The organism is Oleomonas cavernae, assembly GCF_003590945.1.
Taxonomy (GTDB): domain Bacteria; phylum Pseudomonadota; class Alphaproteobacteria; order Zavarziniales; family Zavarziniaceae; genus Zavarzinia; species Zavarzinia cavernae.
On record NZ_QYUK01000011.1, the window covers coordinates 3454384 to 3467170 of the forward strand.

At 68.0% G+C, this 12787-nt stretch carries 12 protein-coding genes; 9 read left to right on the plus strand and 3 right to left on the minus strand.

Going from position 1 to position 12787, the window contains the following annotated elements:
* The first annotated feature begins 7 nt into the window (after positions 1-7).
* The 7 genes from D3874_RS20605 to D3874_RS20635 all read left to right on the plus strand — a co-directional run bounded on the left by D3874_RS20605 (position 8) and on the right by D3874_RS20635 (position 5251).
* Positions 8-1630, plus strand: a complete 1623-nt coding sequence (locus D3874_RS20605) for a sensor histidine kinase (RefSeq protein ID WP_158596127.1) — start codon at positions 8-10, stop codon at positions 1628-1630.
* 202 nt (positions 1631-1832) lie between these two features.
* Positions 1833-2279, plus strand: coding sequence for an HPr kinase/phosphorylase (locus tag D3874_RS20610; RefSeq protein ID WP_119780270.1), 447 nt, complete (start codon positions 1833-1835; stop codon positions 2277-2279).
* Positions 2280-2284: 5 nt separating this feature from the next.
* On the plus strand, positions 2285-3184 hold the full coding sequence (gene rapZ, locus D3874_RS20615) for an RNase adapter RapZ (RefSeq protein WP_119782413.1): 900 nt from the start codon (positions 2285-2287) through the stop codon (positions 3182-3184).
* Positions 3185-3206: 22 nt separating this feature from the next.
* Positions 3207-3614, plus strand: a complete 408-nt coding sequence (locus D3874_RS20620) for a PTS sugar transporter subunit IIA (protein ID WP_119780272.1) — start codon at positions 3207-3209, stop codon at positions 3612-3614.
* Entirely contained in the window at positions 3611-3928 is a 318-nt protein-coding gene (locus D3874_RS20625) for an HPr family phosphocarrier protein (protein ID WP_119780274.1), read from the plus strand. The genes D3874_RS20620 and D3874_RS20625 overlap by 4 nt, the downstream gene beginning before the upstream one ends.
* Entirely contained in the window at positions 3928-4566 is a 639-nt protein-coding gene (locus D3874_RS20630) for an HAD-IA family hydrolase (protein ID WP_119780277.1), read from the plus strand. The genes D3874_RS20625 and D3874_RS20630 overlap by 1 nt, the downstream gene beginning before the upstream one ends.
* 175 nt (positions 4567-4741) lie before the next feature.
* Positions 4742-5251 (plus strand): hypothetical protein, encoded by a 510-nt coding sequence (locus D3874_RS20635; RefSeq protein ID WP_147385754.1) that lies wholly within the window; start codon positions 4742-4744, stop codon positions 5249-5251.
* Here D3874_RS20635 and D3874_RS20640 read toward each other — a convergent pair.
* Positions 5212-7734, minus strand: a complete 2523-nt coding sequence (locus tag D3874_RS20640) for a cation:proton antiporter (RefSeq protein WP_119780283.1) — start codon at positions 7732-7734, stop codon at positions 5212-5214. The genes D3874_RS20635 and D3874_RS20640 overlap by 40 nt on opposite strands.
* 75 nt (positions 7735-7809) lie before the next feature.
* A complete protein-coding gene (locus D3874_RS20645; protein ID WP_158596128.1) occupies positions 7810-8457 on the minus strand; it encodes a TetR/AcrR family transcriptional regulator in 648 nt (215 codons plus the stop codon).
* 182 nt (positions 8458-8639) lie between these two features.
* Between D3874_RS20645 and D3874_RS20650 the strand changes: the two genes are divergently transcribed.
* Entirely contained in the window at positions 8640-9716 is a 1077-nt protein-coding gene (locus D3874_RS20650; protein WP_119780289.1) for an HlyD family secretion protein, read from the plus strand.
* A gap of 25 nt (positions 9717-9741) precedes the next feature.
* Positions 9742-11379 (plus strand): DHA2 family efflux MFS transporter permease subunit, encoded by a 1638-nt coding sequence (locus tag D3874_RS20655; protein ID WP_119780291.1) that lies wholly within the window; start codon positions 9742-9744, stop codon positions 11377-11379.
* Positions 11380-11404: 25 nt separating this feature from the next.
* On the opposite strand, the gene D3874_RS20660 is transcribed toward D3874_RS20655, so the two are convergent.
* Positions 11405-12784, minus strand: a complete 1380-nt coding sequence (locus tag D3874_RS20660) for a methyl-accepting chemotaxis protein (protein ID WP_158596129.1) — start codon at positions 12782-12784, stop codon at positions 11405-11407.
* Positions 12785-12787: the final 3 nt, after the last annotated feature.

Below are 12787 nucleotides of genomic sequence, written 5' to 3' on the forward strand. Positions count from 1 at the left end.
GGCCCCTGTGACGATCCCCCCGCGGCGCCGGCGTGGCCGCGGCCCCTTCTCGTCCCTGACGCGGCGGATCCTGGCGGTCAATGTCGTGGCCTTGGGTGTGCTCGTCGGCGGCATCCTCTATCTCGACCAGTTCCGCTCGAGCCTGGTCACCCAGCGCACCGAAGCCCTGCTGACCCAGGGCGAGCTGATGGCCGGCGCCCTGGGCCTGGCGGCCTCCTCCGGGCCCGAGGCGGTCGACCTGGATGTGGAGCCGGCCCGCGCCCTGCTGCGCCGGCTGACCGATCCGATCGATACAAGGGCGCGCCTGTTCAGCAACGACGGCCGCCTGGTCGCCGACACCAACGACCTGCGCCTGGATGCCCAGGTGCGCCGCATCGACCTGCCGCCGCCCGATGCCGGCCCCGGCCTGGTCGAATTCCTCTACGACCTGGTCGAACCGCTGCTGCCCACCACCAGGCGGCGCACGCTCTATGTCGAATATCCGCTGCAGCAGGCGCGCGACTATCCGGAAGCCACGGCGGCGCTGGCCGGCAGCGCCGGCGCCATCGAGCGGGTGACGATCGACGGCACGCCCCATATCTCGGTCGCGATTCCGGTGACCCGCTTCCGCAAGGTGCTGGGCGCCCTGGTGCTGTCGGTCGAGGCGCGCGATATCGACCAGGCGATCCGCGCCGAACGCCTGGCCATCCTGGAAGTGTTCGGCGTCGCCCTGCTGATCACCATCCTGCTGTCGTTCTTCCTGGCGCGGACCATCGCCCAGCCGGTGCACCGCCTGGCGGAAGCGGCCGAACAGGTGAAGGCCGGGCGCGGACGCCGGGTCAAGATCCCCGACTTCGGCCGCCGCCAGGACGAGATCGGCGACCTCTCCGTCGCGCTGGAGGCGATGACCAGCGCGCTTTATGCCCGCATCGACGCGATCGAGGCCTTCGCCGCCGACGTGGCCCACGAATTGAAGAATCCGCTGTCGTCGATTCGCAGCGCGACCGAGGCCTGGGCCCGGACCAAGGATCCCCAGGCCAAGCAGCGCCTGGCCGAGATCATCGAAATCGACGTCCGCCGCCTGGACAAGCTGATCTCGGAGATTTCCGACGCCTCGCGCCTGGATGCCGAAATGGCGCGTGACGAACGCCGCCCGGTGGCCGTCGACAAATTGCTGAGCGGCCTGATCGACACCTACCGCGACCTGGAACGGCCGGGCTGGCCGGCCCTGGTCCTGACCATCGCGCCCGAGGCCGAGGGGCTGGAGGTGCGCGGCTCGCCCGAACGCCTGGGCCGGGTCTTCCGCAACCTGCTCGACAATGCGATCTCGTTCTCGGGAACGGATGGCACCGCCCAGGTGGTCGTCGCCTTGAAGCGGCAGGACGACCGCCTGCTCGTCACCATCGACGACGACGGGCCGGGCATCCCCGACGAGGCCCTGACCCGCATCTTCGACCGCTTCTATACCGAGCGCCCCAACGAGCAGGTGGGCAGCCATTCCGGCCTGGGCCTGGCCATCGCGCGCCAGATCGTCGAGGCCCATGACGGCACCATCCGGGCCGAAAATCGCGGCCCCGCCGACGCCGACCGGCGCGGCGCCCGCTTCATCCTGGACCTACCGGTCGACCCGGGCGACGAGAAGCGGCGCTAGATCCTGAAAAGCCCTCTCCTCCTCGGAGGAGAGGGTTGGGTGAGGAGGGTGGTCGGCATGGAGCGCAGGCTCGCCCCACGACCACCTCACCCTCCCGTCGCTCACGCGACGGGCCCCTCCCTCTCCCCCGCAAGCGGCGGAGAGGGATCACCTCCCGGGGTCGTCGATTGACGGCGCCGGGGCCGGGGCGCACCTTCGCGCCATGAATGCCTCCTCCCATCTGGTGCACGCCACCTGTGTCGCGCTGGCCGATCGCGGCGTGCTGTTGCGCGGGCCGTCGGGCAGCGGCAAGTCGGACCTGGCGCTGCGGCTGATCGACCGGGGCGGCGAACTGGTCGCCGACGACCAGGTCACGGTGAGCGTCGAAGACGGCCGGCTGGTCGCCCGCGCGCCCGCCAACCTGCACGGCCTGATCGAGGTGCGCGGCCTGGGCATCCTGCGCCGGCCGGCCCGGGCCCAGGCGCCGCTGCTGCTGGTGGTCGACCTGGTGGCGCCCGAGGCGGTCGAGCGGATGCCCTTGCCGCAGCAGGCGTTGATCGCCGACATCGCCGTGTCACGGATCCACCTTAACCCTTTCGAAGCCGCGGCGCCGATCAAGGTCGAATTGGCGCTGGGCTTGCTCGATGGCTCGGTAACGGTGCTTGAATGAACGAGATGTCCCCAGGAACCGATTCGACCACCCCGCCCGACAGCGACCGCCTGCGGGCGGTGCTGGTCACCGGCCTGTCGGGGGCCGGCAAGTCGTCGGCCATGAAGGCGCTCGAGGACCTGGGCTACGAGACCATCGACAATGTGCCCCTGAGCCTGCTCACCGCCGTGCTGTCGCCCGAGGCGGACCGGACCGCCCAGGGCATCGCCATCAATGTCGACAGCCGCAGCCGCGGCTTCGCCACCGACCAGTTCCTGCGCCGGATCGCCACCCTGCGCGACCGTCCCGACCTCGACCTGCAGGTGCTGTTCCTCGACTGTTCGGAAGTGGTGCTGGCCCAGCGCTATACCGAGACGCGGCGCCTGCACCCCATGGCCCAGGGCCGCCCGGTCACCGACGGCATCGCCCTGGAACAGCAGTTGATGCACGACGTGCGCGACGATGCCGACGAGGTCATCGACACCACGCTGCTCTCGACCAACGACCTCAAGCGGTTGATCGCCGGTAGGTTCCCCCTGGACGAGCATATCGGCCTGTCGGTCACCGTGATGTCGTTTTCATTCAAGAAGGGCGTGCCGCGCGAGGCCGACCTTGTGCTCGACGTCCGCTTCCTGGCCAATCCGCACTGGGTGCTGGAACTGCGCCCGGGCACCGGCCGCGACGCTCAGGTGGCCGCGCACATCGTCGCCGACCCCGCCTTTGCCGAATTCGACGAACGTGTGACCGGATTGCTCGGATTCCTCGTACCCCTTTATCGGCGCGAAGGAAAATCGTATCTGACCATCGCTTTTGGCTGCACCGGCGGGCGCCATCGGTCCGTGTTCATGGCCGAACGCATCGGCAGGGTCTTGCGCGAAGGCGGTCATCGCGTCACGGTCATACATCGCGATACAGTGTTCGCTTGAGGTGGTCTTGTCGAATGGAGCCATGATCGGCCTTGTACTGGTGACCCACGGTCGCCTGGCCGAAGAGTTTATCGCCGCGACCGAGCATGTCGTCGGTCCCCAACAAGCCATGCGCGCGATCTGCATCGGTGCCGACGACGATATGGAGCAGCGGCGGCGCGATATCATCGACGGCGTGGCGTCGGTCGACCGGGGCAAGGGTGTGATCATCCTGACCGACATGTTCGGCGGCACGCCGTCCAACCTGGCCATTTCCGTGATGGACAAGCCCGGAATCGAAGTCGTCGCCGGCGTCAACCTGCCCATGCTGATCAAGCTGGCCAGCGTCCGCGGCAAGCAGACCCTGGCCGAGGCGGTGTCGTCGGCCCAGGAGGCCGGGCGCAAATACATCTCCGTGGCCTCGGCCCTGCTCGCGGGTGAGCAGGCATGAACGATCCTGCCCCGGCCCCAATCGGCATTTCGGGCGGCGGCGACCAGCCGGTCCGGACCTTGAAAATCTGTAACCGCCGCGGCCTGCATGCCCGGGCGGCGGCCAAGTTCGTGTCCACCGCCACCAAGTTCGACGCCGAAGTGCGGGTCTCCAAGGACGGCACCACGGTCACCGGCACCTCGATCATGGGGCTGATGATGCTGGCGGCGGCCATCGGCACCTCGATCGATGTCTCGGCCACGGGACGCGAAGCGCGCGATGCCCTCGATGCGATCGAGGAGTTGATCGCCAATCGCTTCAACGAGGACGAATAATGCCGAGCAGCGATTTCGACGCCGTCCTGTGGGATTTCGGCGGCGTCATCCTGTCCTCGCCCTTCGAGGCCTTCAACCGGCTGGAAGCGGCACGGGGCCTGCCCCTCGACACCATCCGCCGGATCAACGCCACCAACCCCGACGACAATGCCTGGGCCCGCTTCGAGCGCAGCGAGATCGACCTGGCCGGTTTTGACGAGGCCTTCGCCGCCGATGCCCGGGCGCTGGGCGTGACCTTGCGCGGGCGCGACGTGGTCGCCGTGATCCACGGCGTGATCCGGCCGGAAATGGTCGAGGCGCTGCGTAGGGTCAAGCAGCACTACAAGACCGCCTGCCTGACCAACAATGTGAACGACAGCGGCGCCGGTGCCACCTACGAGGCGGAGGTGGGCGCGGTGCTGGCCCAGTTCGATACCGTGATCGAAAGCCGCAAGGTGGGCGTGCGCAAGCCCGACCCGCGGTTCTACGAAATGGCCTGCGAGATCCTGGACCTCGACCCGGCCCGGGCGGTCTATCTCGACGACTTGGGGGTAAACCTCAAGCCGGCCAAGGCCATGGGCATGCGCACGATCAAGGTCGCCGGCGCCGACCAGGCCCTGCGCGAACTCGAAGCTGTCCTCGACCTGCCCCTGCGCTAGGCGCCTGCCGCCGCCCGGGCCTCGCCCCGCGTAACACGCGGCGTTGTGCCGACCGTCACATTCCCCTCGACTTGGCATTGCTCGGGCGCGGCCGCAGGCCTAGCGTCATTCAACCAAGCGTGAGAGTGCGGTTTACGCAACGGAGGGGGATAAAATGGCGTTGGACGTGCGGATCATGACGTTCGTGACCAATTTCGATGGCGCAGGCCCCGGCCATTCGGCCGTCGCCGTGGGCAATCTGGTCTATACCTTCGAGAATACCGGGGGCTGGCTGAGCGCGACGAGCGGCTGGTCGACCAAGGAAATCACCATGTACATGAAGGCGAACGAGCATCGCCCGATCCTGCTTCAGACCCTGAACAGCCAGGTCAATGCCGGCAACGTGGTCGAATATGTGCGCAAGTCGGCGGAAAACGACGACGACTATTTCGGCTCGGGCGTGTGCAGCACGCTGGTCTCGCGCGCGATCAACTATGCCCTGCCCGAGAACGTGATCTTCGATCCCAAGGGCATCGACACGCCCTTCGGCGTGTTCCACTGCGCCCGCCGCCTGCAACTGGTGACCAAGGAAGAATACTTCTGGCCGGGGCGCGCCCAGATGCCGGTGCTGCGCTGGGCCAGCATCGTCAACAAGCTGAAGTCCGATTACCCCGGCGTGCTGGACAAGCTCGACATCTCGCGCTGAAGCCCGGCCTCCGAACGCTCGGCCGCGGCCGCGGTAATGGCCCGGCGCACGGACTCGTCGGTTGCCATCAGGCGCTCGAAATCGCGCCTCGACAGTTGCAGCAACTGGCAATAGCCCAGCGCCGTGACGTCGGCATTGCGCGGGCGATCGTAGAGCAGCGCCATCTCGCCGAAGAAGGCGCCCGAACCCAGCCGCACGGGGGTCGAGCCGACCGCCACCGCGACCGCGCCCGACGAGACGAAATACATCGAATCGCCGTGTTCGCCCTTGGCGACGATACGCTCGCCCGGCACCGCCAGATGGGCCTTCAGCAGGCCGGCCACGGCATTGCAGCGGTTGTTGCCCAGCCCGGCGAAAATCGGCACGCGCGAGACCAGTTCGGCACTGGTGAGACGCAGGTCCAGGCGCGGCGGCCGGTTGATCAGGGCACGCCGGGCGTCGAGCTCGCGCAGCAGGGCATCGCAGATTTCCTGGCTGATGACGCCGTCGCTGAGCATGTCGCGATAGGCCACGGCCTCGCGCCCCATCGCCGCGCGGGCGAGATAGCGGGCTTCCAGGTCGCGGGCATAGTCGGGATATTGCAAGCGCAGGGCGTCGAGGGCATCGGCGGTCTTGGCCACCCGCTCGTCCAGGACCTGCTCCAGCGAGGTCGCCGCGATCGCGCCGAACACCGGGGCCAGGGTCCGCCTCAAGTAACCGATCAATTCCCGCTGGGCCGACTGGGCGATCAGCAGGCGCTCGAAGCGGGCCTCCAGCGCATTGGCCAGCGGCCGGTTCCAGCCCAGGCGCCGCTGCAGGAACAAGGCGATGCGGAAGAACGGGCGGAAGCTCAAGACCCGCTCGGCCTCGGCCAGGTAGCTCGCCCGCCCGCCCGACTTGGCGGCATCGGTCAGGCGCGCGGCGATGATGACCAGGGGCGCGACCAGATCGCGGCCGATGACCCGGTCGTTGAACATGGTGAGGTAGATCGCCTGTTCCCGGTGGGCCAGGGTGACCAGGCCGGCGGAACCGATATCGTCACGATCGGGGTGGACCGGGTCGAGCGCCTGGACCGCGTTCAGCTCCGCCAGGCGCCGGTCGTAGTAGCCGGTGACCACCTTGGCCGCGGCATCGTCGATGCGATGGTTGTGGGCCATTTCCTCGGCATGGCCCTTGACCGCGGTCAGGCTGAGCGCCATGACCCGGTCGCGGGTGGCGATATCGCCCGCCGACATGCGGTCGAGGCCCAGCAGCCTGATCAGGGGCTTCAGGGTCAGGCCGTTCACCAGCAGGGTCCACAGCACGAAGGTGGTGGCGAGGACGCCGATGAAACGCTTGATCTCAGGGTCGAGCAGGCGGTTCTCGGTGGCGGCCAGGGCCAGGGCCAGGGTGACGGCGCCACGCAGGCCGCCCCAGACGATGACCGCCTTGAAGGTGGCCGCCACCTTCTCGGCCAGGCCGGCGACCGAGATCAGCGGCATCAGGCCGAAGATCACCATGGCCCGGGCGACCAGCGCCGCCGCGATCAGCACCGCCAGCAGCTTCACGTCGGCAAAGGTCATGGTCGCCAGGGTTTTGGGCGCCAGCATGGCGGCCAGCACGAAGATCAGCGAATTGGCCCAGAAGCCCAAGGTGCGCCAGGTATCGTGCAGGTGGTGCCAGTTTTCCGGGGCGATGCGCAGGCGGCCGATGAAGCCGAAGGTCAGGGCGAAGACCACCACCGAGACCACGCCCGAGGCATGGAGATATTGCTCGGGCACGATATAGGCGAGATAGGCGCCGCCGACCGAGAGGGTGAGTTCGGCCAGGCGATTGTCCTTGAGCTGCGGGACCATCAGGGTGGCGACAAAGCCGAAGCCGAAGCCGCAGCCCAGGCCGATGACGAAATGCTGCAGGAACAGCCACAGGCCCTCGGTCCCGTCCAGCACCTCGCCCCGCGTGAGCGTCCCCATCAGCATGGAGAACAAGGTGATGGCCGCGGCGTCGTTGAACACCGCCTCGCCCTCGACCAGCAGACACAGGCGCTTGGGCGCGCCCAGGTCGCGGAAGATGGCGACCACGGCGGCGGGGTCGGTGGTCGAGATGATCGAGGCCAGCAGCAGGCAGGCGACGATGCCGTAGGGCCCGGCATAGGACAGGGCGAAGCCGACCATGAAGGTCGCCGCGACCACGGCCACGATCGCCAGGAGCAGGACCGGGAACAGGTCGTCGAGCAGTTCGCGCACGTCGATGCCCAGCGAGGCCTCGAACAGCAGGATGGGCAGGAAGATGACGATGAAGACCACCGAGCTGGAGGTGAAGTCCCGCCACTCCAGCAGCATGTCGCCGACCGGCCCGGCCATCTCGATACTGCCCGCGGCCGACGACAGCAGGCCGACGGCGATGCCGACCAGGGCCAGCACCACGCTGTAGGGAACGGAAAGCCGCTGCGCCAGGGAAGGCAGGATACTGATCAGGGCCAGAAGCCCGGCAATGGCGAATACCGTCCCGACGATAGTGCTCATGTTCGCCGCTTATCCCCTCATGGCGTTCAGCGCGAGAGTATCAGCTACGTTGAGTCGGGGAAGCGGTGATCGTGATCACACGCGCGGGCGGTAGGCTTTCAGGAACAAGGCCACCGCCGCGTCGGCCAGGCGGGCCAGGTCGGCCATGTCGGGATGATCGGCCAGGCCCAGCAGGCGGCGCATGTGGAAGTCGCCGCGGATCATGCCGAAAAACATCTCGGCCGCCAGGCGCGGATCGTCGAGCGCCAGGGCGCCACGGGCCGTGGCCCGGGCGAGGTAGTCGGTCAGCGCGGCCAGCACGCGGCCGGGCCCGGCCCGGTAGAAGCGCGCGGCCAGTTCGGGCAGGCGCACCGCCTCGCCCATCACCACGCGCATGGTCTTCATCGATTCGGGCGCGCTGAGCACGCCCATGAAGTCGTGGGCCACCCGGCGCAACGCCTCCTCGACGTCCAGCGTGTCGAGGTCGGCATCGAGCAGGCGGCTGAAGCGTTCGGCCGAGCCGCGCGCCACCATCGCCTCGAACAGGTCTTCCTTGGAGGCGAAATGGGCATAGACCGTCGCCTTGGAGACGCCGGCCTCGCGCGCCACCGCATCCATCGAGGCGCCGGCGAAGCCGTGGTCGAGAAACAGGGCGCTGGCCGCGCGCATGATCTGCTCGCGCTTGGCCGGGCTGCCCGCCCGGGGTTCGGCCTGTATCGCCAGATTTTCCTTGGCTGCCATCATCGGCAGAACCTTTCGCCTTGTCCCTGCACGACCTGCCATGCGGACAGTGCATGTCCTTGGGCGATGTGCGTTGCAGTGATCAGTGCTATATGTGCCTGAACTGAACGGTTCAGTCTAGCGCCTGTCATGCATGGCAGCGCCGCAGCGGACCGGCCGGTTGCGAGCTCTAAGGAACATGTGCCATGAAGCCCCAGGTTAAGTTCGGCCTTCTCGGACTGCTGGTCGTTGCCGTCGTCGCCTTCGCCGGCTGGCTGTACCTGACCCGGCACCTGATCTCGACCGACGACGCCTATATCCATGCCGACATCGCCCCGATCAGCACCAAAGTCGAGGGCACGGTCGCCACGGTCCTGGTCACCGACAACCAGATGGTGCGGGCAGGCGACATCCTGCTGCGCATCGACGATGCGACCTACAAGGCCCAGGCCGACGGCGCCCGCGCCTCGGTCGCAGCAGCCGCCGCCGATGTCGAGACCCTGACCCAGCAGGTCGCCCAGCAGGAATCGCGCATCGCCGCCGCCCGGGCCGATATCGACAGCGCCACCGCCGAGGCCGAGCGCAGCGCCCGCGACCTGGCCCGCCAGACCAAGCTGGCGACCAGCGATTTCGCCACCCGTCAGAACCTCGAAACCGCCAGGGCCGACGCCGCCAAGGCCAGTGCCGCGCTGTCGCGCGCCCAGGCCAGCCTGGCAATCGAACAGGCCGAGCGGACGGTGCTGCAGGCCAAGCTGGTCGAGAGCCGCGCGGCCCTCGACCAGGCCAAGGCGCAACTGGCGCTGGCCGACCAGAACCTGGCCGACACGGTCATCCGGGCCCCGGTCGCCGGCGTGGTCGGCAATCGCGGCGTGGTCACCGGGCAATATGTCCGGCCCGGCGTGATCATGCTGTCGCTGGTGCCGATCGAAGACCTGTGGATCGAGGCCAATTTCAAGGAAACCCAACTGGCCGCCATGGGCGCCGGCCAGCCGGTCGAGATCTCGGTCGATGCCTTCCCGGGTGTCAGCCTGCGCGGCCGGGTGGAGAGTTTCAGCCCCGCCTCCGGCGCGCTGTTCAGCCTGTTGCCGCCGGAAAATGCCAGCGGCAATTTCACCAAGGTGGTGCAGCGCCTGCCGGTGAAGATCCTCATCGACAAGGACCAGGCCGATGCCGCCCGGCTGGTGCCCGGCCTGTCGGTGGTGGTGACGGTGGACACCTCGGTGGCGCCCGCCCCGCTCGCCTATGTCCCGGCCCCGGCCCCTGCGGCCATGGCCGGCCAGTAACCCGCGTAACCCGTGAGCCGCCGCCATGAGTGTAGCCGAGACTCTGGACCCGGGCGGCGAGCCTGTCCTGCCGCCGCGCCGCCAGCAGGCGTCGACCGTGCCGCTTGACGCCGACGGCAACCCGATCCCGGAGCGCCGGCACCTCATCGGCTTCTTCATCATGGTCGTCGGCATGTTCATGGCGATCCTGGACATCCAGATCGTCGCCTCGTCCCTGTCGGAGATCCAGGCCGGGCTGGGCGCCGCCCCCGACGAGATCGGCTGGGTCCAGTCCAGCTACCTGATCGCCGAGGTCATCATCATCCCGCTGTCGGGCTGGCTTTCCCAGGTGATCTCGACCCGCTGGCTGTTCGTCATCTCCTGCGCCGGCTTCACCCTCGCCTCTTTCGCCTGCGCCTTCGCCTGGTCGATCGAATCGATGATCGCCTTCCGCGTCGCCCAGGGTTTCCTAGGCGGGGCGATGATCCCCACCGTGTTCGCCACCAGCTATTTCGTGCTGGGCCGCAACAACCCGCGCGCCTCGATCCTGATGGGCCTGATCGCCACCATGGGCCCGACGCTTGGCCCGACGCTGGGCGGCTGGATCACCTCGGCCCTGTCGTGGCACTGGCTGTTCCTGCTCAACATCGGCCCGGGCATCCTGGTCGCCACCAGCGTCGCCCTGCTGATGGACATCGACAAGCCGAACCTCAAGCTGCTCAAGGGCTTCGACCTGGCCGGCATCATCGCGGTCGCGGTGTTCCTGGGCTCGATGCAGTTCGTGCTCGAGGAAGGCGCCAAGAACGACTGGTTCGAATCGGACGAGATCGTGCTCTTCACCTCGCTCGCGGTCGGCGGCGGGTTGTGGTTCTTCTGGCGTTCCTTCACCTATGCCAGCCCGGTGATCGACCTGCGGGTCTTCGCCAACAAGAACTTCGCCATCGGCTGCGCCGTCACCTTCGCGGTCGGCTTCGGCATGTACGGCTCGGTCTATATCCTGCCGCTCTTCCTAGGCCGCGTGTCGGGTTACAACAGCTACGACATCGGCACCGTGCTGGCGATCACGGGCCTGTGCCAGTTCCTGGCCACGCCGGTCGCCGGCATTTTCGCACGCAAGTTCGACACCCGCCTGGTGCTGGGCTTCGGCCTGTTCCTGTTCGCCGTCGGCGTCTATCTCAACACCTTCCTGACCTCGGAATCGGGCTTCGCCGACATGGTGCTGCCCCAGGCGGTGCGCGGCTTCGGCATCATGCTGTGCATGATCCCGACCAACATGCTGGCCCTGGGCGCGGTGGGCGTGCATGAGGTCAAGAACGCCTCGGGCCTGTTCAACCTGATGCGCAACACCGGCGGCGCCTTCGGCCTGGCGGCCATCAACACCATGCTGACCGACCGCCTGGCCCATCACGTCGCCCGCCTGTCGGAGGCGGTGAACCCGGCGCGCTGGATCGCCACCGAGCGCCTGGACATGCTCTCGTCCTACATGGGCACCCTCTACGGCGGAACCATGGACGGCGACAAGGCCGCCTTGCTGATGGTCCAGCGCCAGGTCCTGCGCGAGGCCTATGTCCTGGCTTTCACCGATGTCCTGCTGATCATGGCGGTGATCTTCTTCGCCATCCTGCTGCTGATCCCGCTGATGCGCCGGCCGTTGACGGCCGCACCCGTGGCCGCCGACCACTGAGCGCGCAAGGACGCGCCGTCCCGCGTCAGGCCCGGTAGCAGACGCGGATGCCGCCCCAGTGCTGGCCGTTCACGCGGATCGGCGCCGAGGCATCCTTCATCAGCGCGAAGACGCCGCCGCCCATGTCGCGGCGATAGGTCTGCAGCAGGAACGGCTGGGTGCTGACGACGATGGCGGCCGCGGTCTTGTCCAGGAACTGGCGGCGATTCCGGCAATTGGCCGCGTTCCAGACCGGGTCCTTGCCCTGGGGCTTGCGGAACTGCGGATTATGGCTGGGGATCAGCCGGTTGTGATCGATGGGGGCGCAAAAAACCATGCGCTCGTCGAGCTCGAGGAGCGGGTCGACCAGCGGCTGGATTTCGCGGTCGAGGAACGGGATATAGCGGGTCATGTACTGGACGGGATTGGTGCCGGCGATGGGCGCCAGGTTCTTGTCGAAGAGATCGGCCACCGTCAGTTCGCCGCGGTCGAGGGCCTGTTTCAGCCGGCCTTCGATTTTCTTGGCCGCGTCGACGGCGGCCTCGATGAACTTGCTGTCCGCGGTCTCGAAGCCCGAGCTGGCGGTCATCTGCAGGATGGCCTCGCTGCCCGAGAGGACGCGCTGGCTGCGCTCCGCCGCCTGGGCCAGCGCGTCGGTCGACTTGCCGACGCCGACGCTCATGGCGCCGACCACGCCTTCGAGCTGGCCGCAGCGCTGCGAAATATCCTCGGTGGCGCCGGCGATGCGCTGGGCATTGTCGTCGACCTGGGCCACCGCCTGGCCCACGGCGGACATGACGCTGCCGATGGTCTGGGTGCTACGGCCGACCGCGTCGGCGTGGCGCGAGCCGTCGGCGCTGTGTTCCGAGAGGGTGCGGACCTGCTGGGTCAGCTCGGCCAGTACCGATGCGATTTCGGCGGTGGCGCCGGTGGTCTCGCGCGCCAGGGCCTTCACCTCGCCGGCGACCACGGCAAAGCCGCGCCCGGCCTCGCCGCTGCGCGCCGCCTCGATCGTGGCGTTCAGGGCCAGCAGATTGGTCTGGCGGGCGATGCGGTCGATCGCCCCGGTCACCGAACTGACCCGCCGCATGGCGGCATCGAGGCTGGCAAGCTGCGCCCCGATCGAACTGACCGAGGTCACCAGGGACTGGATGGCGCCCAGCGAATTGTGGATTTCCTGGTTTGCCGCGACCACGCTGTGATGGGCATGGGCCGCCACGGTCTGGGTCTGCGCCGCCACCTCGGCGATCCGGCGATTGCTGCCGGCGGTCTCGCGGGTGCCTTCGCTGATCTGGACGAAGTTGCGCGCCTGGTCCTCGACCAGCGTGCGGACCTCCTCGATGTTTCCGGTGACGTCGGCGATGTCGACGCTGAGCCGGCCGACCTCGGTCGCGATACCGGCGATGACGGTGCTCGCTTCGCTCATGTT

Coding starts and splice junctions, on each gene's coding strand:
- D3874_RS20610 (WP_119780270.1), top strand. CDS start 1,833: ATGAATGCCTCCTCCCATCTGGTGCACGCCACCTGTGTCGCGCTGGCC.
- rapZ (WP_119782413.1), top strand. CDS start 2,285: ATGTCCCCAGGAACCGATTCGACCACCCCGCCCGACAGCGACCGCCTG.
- D3874_RS20620 (WP_119780272.1), top strand. CDS start 3,207: ATGATCGGCCTTGTACTGGTGACCCACGGTCGCCTGGCCGAAGAGTTT.
- D3874_RS20625 (WP_119780274.1), top strand. CDS start 3,611: ATGAACGATCCTGCCCCGGCCCCAATCGGCATTTCGGGCGGCGGCGAC.
- D3874_RS20630 (WP_119780277.1), top strand. CDS start 3,928: ATGCCGAGCAGCGATTTCGACGCCGTCCTGTGGGATTTCGGCGGCGTC.
- D3874_RS20635 (WP_147385754.1), top strand. CDS start 4,742: ATGACGTTCGTGACCAATTTCGATGGCGCAGGCCCCGGCCATTCGGCC.
- D3874_RS20640 (WP_119780283.1), bottom strand. CDS start 7,734: ATGAGCACTATCGTCGGGACGGTATTCGCCATTGCCGGGCTTCTGGCC.
- D3874_RS20645 (WP_158596128.1), bottom strand. CDS start 8,457: ATGATGGCAGCCAAGGAAAATCTGGCGATACAGGCCGAACCCCGGGCG.
- D3874_RS20650 (WP_119780289.1), top strand. CDS start 8,640: ATGAAGCCCCAGGTTAAGTTCGGCCTTCTCGGACTGCTGGTCGTTGCC.
- D3874_RS20655 (WP_119780291.1), top strand. CDS start 9,742: ATGAGTGTAGCCGAGACTCTGGACCCGGGCGGCGAGCCTGTCCTGCCG.
- D3874_RS20660 (WP_158596129.1), bottom strand. CDS start 12,784: ATGAGCGAAGCGAGCACCGTCATCGCCGGTATCGCGACCGAGGTCGGC.